This window comes from Fodinibius sp. (genome assembly GCF_041642155.1).
GTDB lineage: Bacteria > Bacteroidota > Rhodothermia > Balneolales > Balneolaceae > Fodinibius.
The window spans coordinates 1-9,495 of the sequence record NZ_JBEPWZ010000105.1 but is presented as its reverse complement, the minus strand read 5'-3'; the positions used below and the strand labels follow the sequence as shown (position 1 = coordinate 9,495).

General features: G+C 49.1%; 7 protein-coding genes and 1 pseudogene. 2 read left to right on the top strand and 6 right to left on the bottom strand.

Going from position 1 to position 9,495, the window contains the following annotated elements; all coding sequences use genetic code 11:
• From ACESLU_RS07960 to ACESLU_RS07950, 3 genes are all read right to left on the bottom strand, one after another.
• The coding region (locus ACESLU_RS07960; protein WP_372637585.1) for an efflux RND transporter permease subunit at nt 1-2,226 on the bottom strand (2,226 nt) is incomplete at its 3' end.
• 59 nt (nt 2,227-2,285) lie between these two features.
• Nucleotides 2,286-3,494, bottom strand: a complete 1,209-nt coding sequence (locus tag ACESLU_RS07955; protein WP_372637582.1) for an efflux RND transporter periplasmic adaptor subunit — start codon at nt 3,492-3,494, stop codon at nt 2,286-2,288.
• 55 nt (nt 3,495-3,549) lie between these two features.
• Nucleotides 3,550-3,960 (bottom strand): MarR family winged helix-turn-helix transcriptional regulator, encoded by a 411-nt coding sequence (locus tag ACESLU_RS07950; RefSeq protein WP_372637579.1) that lies wholly within the window; start codon nt 3,958-3,960, stop codon nt 3,550-3,552.
• A gap of 579 nt (nt 3,961-4,539) precedes the next feature.
• Here ACESLU_RS07950 and ACESLU_RS07945 point away from each other — a divergent pair.
• The gene (locus tag ACESLU_RS07945) at nt 4,540-5,781 is read left to right on the top strand and encodes an aminotransferase class I/II-fold pyridoxal phosphate-dependent enzyme (protein ID WP_372637577.1); all 1,242 of its coding nucleotides are present in this window, start codon (nt 4,540-4,542) and stop codon (nt 5,779-5,781) included.
• A 252-nt stretch (nt 5,782-6,033) separates the two neighbouring features.
• Here ACESLU_RS07945 and ACESLU_RS07940 read toward each other — a convergent pair whose 3' ends face one another.
• Nucleotides 6,034-7,410 carry a DEAD/DEAH box helicase gene (locus ACESLU_RS07940; protein WP_372637574.1) on the bottom strand — a complete coding sequence of 459 codons (1,377 nt, stop codon included), beginning with the start codon at nt 7,408-7,410 and terminating at the stop codon, nt 6,034-6,036.
• A gap of 92 nt (nt 7,411-7,502) precedes the next feature.
• On the bottom strand, nt 7,503-8,450 hold the full coding sequence (locus ACESLU_RS07935) for a lysostaphin resistance A-like protein (protein WP_372637571.1): 948 nt from the start codon (nt 8,448-8,450) through the stop codon (nt 7,503-7,505).
• Between the two features lie 101 nt (nt 8,451-8,551).
• On the opposite strand from ACESLU_RS07935, the gene ACESLU_RS07930 reads away from it, so the two are divergent.
• A complete protein-coding gene (locus tag ACESLU_RS07930) occupies nt 8,552-9,226 on the top strand; it encodes an SOS response-associated peptidase (RefSeq protein ID WP_372637568.1) in 675 nt (224 codons plus the stop codon).
• A 128-nt stretch (nt 9,227-9,354) separates the two neighbouring features.
• On the opposite strand, the pseudogene ACESLU_RS07925 reads toward ACESLU_RS07930, so the two are convergent.
• Nucleotides 9,355-9,495 (bottom strand): annotated as a pseudogene (locus ACESLU_RS07925) (hypothetical protein); the annotation flags it as partial.

Here is a 9,495-nt window from a genome sequence, read left to right as displayed (position 1 = left end):
AATGGATTGTACGGTAAACCCGGCGCGCTGGGCCTTGGCGACATCCACATTGACCATATACTGGGGATAGTCGGTATTAAAATAGGAGGCCGCATACTGTATTTCCGGCCGCTGAAACAGGGCCTGCTGGACCTGCTTGCTGGTTTGATCCAGTTCGCTCAGCTCGGCATTGCTCAGATCCTGTACGTTGACCGTAAACCCGCTGGTGTTTCCAAAGCCTGAAATAACGGGGGGAGAGAAGAAGGCGACATCCGCTTCCCGGATGCCCGATGTTTTTTCCTGCAGCTCGGCAATGACGTCGTTGACACTTTGCTCGCGCTGATCCCAGTGTTCTAATTTTCCGACGATAAATCCATACTGGCTGCCGGAACCGCTGATAATACCAAATCCTGAAATGGCCAGACGCGAGTCGATCACATCCATATCGGCAAGGATGCCGTCAAGTTCGGCCATCACCTCCTCCGTTCGCTCCAGGGAGGAAGAGGCGGGCAGGCTTACATTTGCAAAAAACGTTCCCTGGTCTTCATCGGGGACAAATCCGGAGGGGGTCGTCTGGAACAGCAGGGCAAACAGCGCTATAGCGCCAACCACGGTTGCCACGGCGGCCCATGAATTACGGGTGAAAAATCCCAATGTTTTTTTGTACCGGTATTTTGCGATATCAAAGGAGGTGTTAAACGCTATGGCAAATCGATCCAGCAGCGTTTTTTCTTCTCCTACCTGCTTGTGTTCAGGTTTCAAAACCAGCGCACACAAAGCGGGGCTCAGGGTCAGGGCGTTGACGGCCGAAATGATAATGGCTGTAGCGAGGGTAATACCAAACTGCTGAAAGAATACGCCGGTAGAACCGGTCATAAAGGTAACCGGCACAAATATGGCCGACATGACCAGCGTAATGGATACAATGGCCCCGGCGATCTCGTTCATCCCCTCGACGGCCGCCTCCGTCCCCGATTCCGCCCCTTCTTCCAATTTGGCGTGAATAATCTCCACTACGATAATGGCATCATCCACCACAATACCGATGGCCAGCACCAGGGCAAAGAGCGTGAGCAGGTTTACGCTGTAGCCGAAGAGATTCAGAAAGAAGAACGTACCGATGATCGATACCGGTACGGCGATGGCCGGAATGAGAGTGGAACGCCAATCCTGCAGGAATACAAAAACCACGATAAAGACCAGGAGGAAGGCTTCTAAAAAAGTAACAAAAACCTTGTCCATCGAAGCGCTCAGAAAGCTGTTGGCATCATAAACCGTAGTGTATTCGATGCCTTCGGGAAACGACCGGGCCGCGTCCTCGATCTCCGCCTTCACATTTTCCACCACCTCCTGCGCATTGGACCCGGCGGTCTGTGAGACAAACATCCCCACACTGGGTGCCCCGTTGGCGGTACTGATGACAGAATAGGTTTGCGCCCCCAGTTCCACATCGGCAACATCTTTCAGTTTGAGTAATTCAGAAGCTCCGGAACCTTCCCTGATAATGATATCTTCGTACTCGGGCACCGTCGAAAGCCGTCCCTTGTATTTCAGGGTATATTGAAACGACTGTCCGCTGTTTTCCCCGATCGCCCCGGGAGCGGCTACAAAGCTTTGCTCATTCAGGGCCGCTATGACATCGGCAGGCACCAGGTTGTAGGAAGCCATGACATCCGGCTTCATCCAGATACGCATGGAGTAGGTGTTAGCGCCGAAGGCGTCCGCTGTTCCCACGCCATTCACACGCTGCAGGCGGGGGATGAGGTTAATACGGGCATAATTTTCAATGAAGGTCCCGTCATGGACTTCCCCCGGGCTGTACAGCGTGAAAATAAGCAGCCGGCTGGTCTGCTGCTTCTGGGTGGTGACGCCGGTTTGAGTAACCTCCTGGGGCAGCTGGCTGGAGGCTTGCGAGACACGGTTTTGAACATTTACGGCCGCAATATCGGGGTCGGTCCCCAGTTCGAAGTACACCTGGATTTGAGCCCGCCCGTTGTTGCTGGCGGTCGAGGTGATGTAGGTCATGCCTTCCACCCCGTTGATCTGTTCTTCGAGGGGAGCAACCACACTATTGAGAACGGTTTCGGCATTGGCTCCCGGATAGGTAGCCGATACCTGGATGGTTGGAGGCGCAATTTCGGGGTAGAGGGAAACCGGCAGGGCGTTATAGCCCAAAAAGCCGAGAATAATGATGATAACGGATATGACCGTGGATAACACCGGTCGTTCTATAAAGCGTCTTATCATTGTAGCGAAATTAGAGTCTTAAAAATTGATGCTTCTAAAACAGAGGATCCCTAAATGTCTTAATCAGCCTGTTGTTGGTCCTTCACGGTCAACTCCTGGTACAAACTGTCGGCATCGACCGGGCGGGGGGTAATTTCGGTTCCATCCTGGAGGTTGCCCAGGCCCGCAGTAACGATCTTGTTAGCGGCCGCGAGTCCCTCTTCCACCACAAACAGTTGTTTGGTAGAAAGTGGAAGGGTGGTGATTTCGGTACTTTGTACCGTATTGCTGTCGCTGACCGTGTATACAAACCGCTTGTTCTGTATCTCGTAGGTAGCCGATTTGGGTATGACCACAGCTGAATCCCGGCGGAAGGGAATCTGTACGTTTGCTGATCCCCCGCTCCGCAGTATCTCATTCGGATTGGGAAACAGGGCCCGGAACGAGGCCGACCCGGTTTCCCTGTCAATGAGTCCGCTTGCCAGCTTTAAGGTCCCCTGCTGGTCATAGGTAGAATTATCGGCTAATATCAGATTCACGTCGGGCATATTTGAAATCTGCTCCTGTAGGTTTGTGTTCAATTCTTCCCCTGAAACATTTTTGGACATCTCCAGCAGCTCACGCTCACTCATCGAAAAGTAGGCGTATATTCGGGAGATATTGGATATGACCGTCAGGGGCTCGGCTATGGTACTACTCACCAGGCTGCCTATGCGGTACGGGATGGTGCCCATGACGCCGTCGGTGGGACTTTTAACATCCGTATAGCCCAGGTTGACACGCGCATTTTCCAGGGTCGCCTGCGCCTGTGCCAAAGCGGCCTGCTGCGATTCCAGGTTGTTTCGGGCCGATTGCAACCGGTATTCACTAATGATGTCTTTTTCCGCCAGTTTGCTCAGGCGCTGCACTTCATCTTCAGCGGTATTGATGGCTGCCCGCACCGCTTTGACATCCGCTTCGGCCGATCGCACATCCTGCTCATACTGTTCACTGTTCAGTTTGAACAAAGTTTGACCTTCCCGCACAATATCGCCTTCATCTACGGGCATGTCGACAATATAACCCTGAACTCTCGGGCGAATTTCCACGGTCTGTATACCCTCCAGGGTAGCGGGATAGCTGCTGGTTAATTCAATCGACCGGGGCTGAAGGGTTAAAACGGGATACGGTTGCACCTGCTGTGAATTGGCTTGCCCGCCCTGTTCTCCAGAAGGCCCGCAGGATACGGTGACCAGTAACGTTGTGAATAAGAGCAGGATTCCTGGGTTAAATGAATGCGTAAGCGTCATGAGATGATGATTTCTATAGTTATTTTTTAAAATGCTACCCGCAAACTTGACGGCGTCAACAAAGCTCTTCGGAATCGATCTGTGTATATATTTCGGCAAGGACCGATTCGAATTGTTGCAGATCTTTCTCGGAGATATCGCGGGTCATGTCGTTGTTCACTTGCTTTGCCAGTTTTTTGGCCTTTTCTAACATCCGCACACCGGGTTTGGTAATCAGTAATATTTTTCTTCGCTTGTCTTCCGGATCGGTGGTACGCGCCACAAAATGCTTTTCCTCCAGCTCGTTTAAGTGCCTGGCTATAGCAGACTTATCGCGATCGAGAATTTTAGTCAGGTCTTGTAAAATTAATCGTTCTTCATTATTCACTATGTTGAGAATGAAATATTGTTCAAGGGTCAGGTCAATATTTTGGAGGGTGAATTTTTTATCCAGTACCCGCAGGATTCCTTTTACGGTAAATCCCATTTTACAAGCAAGCGTGTTACAGCGTAGCTTTTGTTTTAGCGACATATAGATGTATGAGTTAATATTTTTAGGAACGACCAAAGAAAAACATATTGGTTGATACATGCAACTAATTAACGAGTAAACAATAGAGCCTGACCGCGAATTTTACTTCTTTTATCAATTTACAGGGTATACATCCGCGCGTTAGATGATCTGCGTGGCCGGAGAGTTTAGGGTAATAGGGCCGGATTATGTTGATACGGTAGTATTTGTCCTGGAAAAAAAAATCAAAAGCCCGGCTGATCGCTTTTTTAAACCATGAAAATAGAGGGTCAGGATAATTATTTGTTTTATTACTGCCGACGAATTAGCTTCTTGTAGGTGCGTCTGGCCCCGCCATTTTTTTTTAAAGGAAAAATTGTATGTTAGTATCGTCAATAATAATAGTTGGATAACGCGTATTTTTTGATGGTGTCTCATTTTTGAGAAGAGGGTAATTTTCATTACCTTTTTTAAATGTTTTTAGGGCCCATTTAATTTTTTTGTTAGCGACAAAAGTACCTATTTATAATAAAAAGCAATTATTTAAGTAGTTTTATGGATTTATTTGACAAGCTTCAGTGCCGCCCGAGCCCTTTAGGAAAGTTTACTTCCAAAGGTTACGGCTACTATACCTATCCTAAATTAGAGGGACCGTTGGGCCCTGTAATGAAATTTAATGGCAGGGATGTTATCGTATGGAGTATTAACGATTATCTTGGTATCGGCAGCAATGAAGAGGTCAGGGAATATGACATAAATATAGCCCGCGACTACAGCCTCAGCAGTCCCATGGGAGCACGGCTGATGACCGGCAACTCTGACGATCACGAGAAACTTGAAGAAGAACTGGCTGATTTTGTCCATAAACCGGATGCCTTGTTGTTAAATTACGGGTACCAGGGAATCATGAGCGTGATTCATGCGCTGGTAGATCGCAACGATATCCTTATTTATGATGAATTGAGTCATGCCTGTATTGTGGACGGCAAGCAGCTGGCGATGGCAGAAAAGTTTGTATTCAAGCATAATGATATCGACAGCTTTGCAAAGCAGTTAAAGCGCGCCCATCGCAATGCACAACCCAATTCCTCCGTCCTGGTGGTCACAGAAGGTGCTTTCGGAATGACCGGAGACCTGGGCATTCTGAAGGAAATGATCGCCCTCAAGGAAGAATATCCCTTCCGTCTGCTGGTCGACGATGCGCACGGTGTGGGCACCATGGGGGACGATGGCTCCGGTACGGGCACACACCTGGGCTGTCACGACGGCATTGACATCTATTTTGGGACCTTCGCCAAAGCTTTTGCCTTAATCGGTGCGTTCGTTGCCACGGAAACCCGCGTCGTTGAATTTTTGAAAGCCAATGCACGAAGCCAGATTTTTGCCAAGTCAGTTCCGATGCCTATTGTAAAGTCGGCGCGCAAGCGGTTGTCCATGATTCGCCAACATCCTGAATGGAGAGAACAACTGTGGTCAAACACCAGGAAATTGCGTGCCGGACTCCGGGAGATCGGCTATAATGTACTACCGGCAGAATGCCCCGTAACCCCTGTGCTGACCAAGGGAAGTACGGATCTGTGTCAGCTTATCATGCGCAGGCTTCGCGAAGAACATGGCGTTTTTGTAAGCGGAGTGACTTACCCGGTCGTGCCCAAGGGGACGGTCCTCATCCGTTTGATTCCAACGGCAGCCCATACCGGCGAGCACATCCAGCAGACGCTGAACGGCTTCGATGCGATCAAGGATGTAGCGTTGAATAGTGTCAGTACCGAAGTCCAGAAGAAAATGACGGCATAAACAGGGAGTAAGCCAAGCCCGCTCTGTTATTTTTACCCGGGACCGGGAATGCAGGAGGATTTTTTTCAGAAGGTTATTCTATGCCCCATCCTGTCGCGGATAAGGAAAGAAAGCCTATCCGATTGCTCAAAGCGATCAGACAGGCAAAAAAGAGATGAAAACCGTGCGGAGCGCCCGAGGTCCTGGGGACAAACGGATGTGCACGGTTGCATAGGGGCTGTTTAAGTCCTTCTACACATCACTTCATTTCTGTTACGAAAAGAGTTTTTTCAACATCTGGATAACGCCCGACTTCTTATCCTTTTTAGGGCTGCTGCCGCTTTTGCCGCCACTTAGCTTGTCGTAACTGGGACGGGGAAGCTCCAACCCGCTGTCTTTGCTTTTTTTCTTGCCTTTGTGGCTTTTCTTGTTGCCGCTGCGTTGTTTTTTGTGGCCGGACTTGGAGGCGGGCTTCTTTTGATTTTTTTTGCGTTCCTCCAGCTTTTGCTTAACCTTTTTGGGAAGCTCCAGTTCCTTGGGAACCTGTGAAAGCTCTTTTTCTATTTTATTGATATCGCTGCGATCCTGCTTGGATACCAGGGAGACGAGACGGGTGGCCTTGCCGCTTCCCACCAGATCGGTGCGGTACCGGTACTCATCGGGGTCGCTGGGTACGTCATAGTTAATGACCTGGACGACGTTATCAATATCCAGCGCTGCGGCCGAGATATCCGCTACTAAAAGAAACTGAACATCTCCATTGGTAAAATTGGCCAGCCGTTGTGCGATTTTCTCGTCCGAAAGTTTTTCATGCAGGCTGGTGGCTTTGAAGTTTTGTTTACGCAGCGTCTTATAGAGGCGGTCCGTTCCGCGTTTGGATGCAGTGAAGACAACGCACCGGTCATGTGGAGACTCCTCAATATGAGCCATGAAGGTCGTAATTTTCATGCGGTTAGGCACATAAATGTATCCCTGCGAGAGGCTTCCGGGCACTTTGGGCGGCTTGGAAAGCATTTGCGATTTCGATGGGTCAAAACCAATAGCAATACCGTCGGTTAAGGTGGTTTCAGCAAAGTCTTCCACTTCACTTGTTAACGTGTTGGTAAAAATAACCGTTTGATGCTCGGATATAACTCTTTTGAGTATGTTGTTTACCTTGGGGACCAGGTTTAGCGAGATGAGGGTGTCAATTTCGTCAATGACCAGGTAATCCACATGGCGAAATATGTAGCGCAAATCCTGTAAAATGGCGAGCAGTGGTCCCGGATTGCCTACGATGACCTGGGGAGTATTCTTCAACAGCTCTTTCTGCTGCTCCTCCTCGCCGTCAAGATCGATCGAGGCACACTCAATTTGTGCATGATAACCCATAGCCCAGATCAGCTCATCGATCTGTTTTGATTCCGCAGAATTGGGTGTAAGGATCAGGGTCGTAGTGCCTTCAACCTTCTCTTTGGCATCTATTTTAGCCAGGGCGGGAATGACAAACGTTGCATTTTTATCTTTCCCGGGTTCGGCCTTAATCAGTGCATCGTTGCCTTCCAGTATCTTTGGAAGCGCCTTTTCCTGTAATTCCGTGAGTTCAGTGTAGTTTACATCTTGCAGCCCGCTCATGATATTGGGGCTTAACGTCATATCTTCAAACTTCAACGTTCCAACCTTTCATTTAATTAACATTATCTTGCAAAATTGTATCGTTTCAAAAACAAACGATACTCATCAGGTAGCAGAATATACAAAACTTATAGGGCTTGCTCATCTGATTTTACAGACGATTCGTGCTCCTTTCCAAAAAGTTTTGCTATAGCACAGTTATGACCCGACACTGTAATATAAACGTATGTACCACCCACCATTATTGCCATTCCCAATAGGCCCAGCAGCCCCGCTTCGGGACCAAAGACCCCGCCGGTCCATAAATCGGGTCCTTTTTGTGCGATTTGGATGACCGAGGTATCCAGATGAGTGCCGCTGACCGGAAATCCAAAGACGGAAGCCTGTACAAAATTCCAGCTGAAATGAAGGCCTGTCGAGAGACCCAAACTTCCCGTCAGGATATAGGGAAGAGCCAGCACAATACCGGCCAGCATAATATTGAAAGTGGATAGGGCCGAAGCGTTGGGATTGTAAAAATGCAGCAAGCCGAAAAACAGGGAGGAGGCCAGCGTGGCAATGGCTACGGCCCCCCGGATTCCAAGCCAGGGGTATCGAAGACCCTCTGTAAGGTTCAGGAGCTGATATCCGCGGGAGAACCACTCCTCATAAAAGCCCACCAAAAGCATAGCGCCCAGGGAACTGAGAATTGCCCAGATGAAGGGAGGACCGGCTGACATGCCCCACCCGTAACCGGCGATGGTTACCCAGTCGAGCAACCACTCCGTGGCAAAAATAATGCTGATGGCCACCGCAGCGATAAGGGTACCGACCCAAAACTCTTTCCACCACAGGCTATTGAATGATAACCCGTATTCGCTGAGGGGTCGTTTGTCCAACAGCCGGGCAGCGATCCAAATGCTGGCCGTCACCCCAATGCACTGGGCTATCGTCGGGACGATACTCAGCGAACTTTCCCAGAAACTGCTAAAGGCAAAAGAGAGAAACCCCACCAGGAAGAACATCAGTATAAACTGGATGAGCACACGCCACCCGGCACGTATTCGCTGTTCCTCGCGGTTGAAAAATAAATTCATAATATCGGGAAACATTGGGAGTTCTGTAGCGGTTACTTTAATATGTAAAGGAGGTAGAATCTACATTAAATGCGGAAAAAGTCTAAAAATAAACCAACCTTATGAGCGATAGATTTGTTTTTCATGCTTCAAAAGAGGAAGTGGAACGCCAGTTTAACGTGCATTCAGACCGAGAGGACTATTTTGAGTCGCATTATAATATTACCCCCGGGTCGTTGATATCAGTCGTGTACCGGGAGAATAGTGAGCGCTTGATTAACAACTTTAAATGGGGATTGATTCCTCCTGATGCAAAGGATGAGCGCGAGGGAACAGAAAATTATGAGGCTACGATTGAAAACATACAGGAGGAGGAGTGGAAAAAAGAGTGTCTGCGGGAGCAGCGCTGCCTGATTCCGGCTCATGGATTTTATAAATGGAAGACTACGAAAAAGAAAAATACGCCTTTTTATATCCGGCTGCTTTCGAACGAGCTGATGGCTTTTGCCGGCATCTATTCGGTTTGGGAATCCGCGTCGGGACGCGATGTCTACTCCTGTTCCATCCTTACCACCAAAGCGAATGCCCTGGTACAACCGGTAGGTGACCGGATGCCGGTCATCTTGGAACCGGAGCATTACCAGGCCTGGCTTCGGGAAGAAGCGCTGGGTGATCAGACGCTTGACCGGCTTTTGCAGTCGTATCCGATGAGTAAAATGGCGGTCAATCGCGTTTCGGAGGAGGTCAACGATACCGAGAATAATCGTCCGGAGTTAATCCAGCCTATCCCAAAGTAGGACCACTGATTAAACTGATCGTTCTGATTTTTATGATTATCTATGTTACCCGCGTGATACCCGGGTAACATAAGCTGCGCAGTCCGGTTAATTATTGGATAGAGGGCGTTAAAAACCAGGGGTCTTATTCCATACCAGGCCCAAGCGATTTCAAAACGCAGTGTATATCCGCCCCGCTCGCGAGTCAATCCTCCCGGACCCAATGCTGACTTCCGGCGCTTGTGTCAGTTCCGCAATGGGATTCGTTTGCATAAACTGGGAAAGCTGGT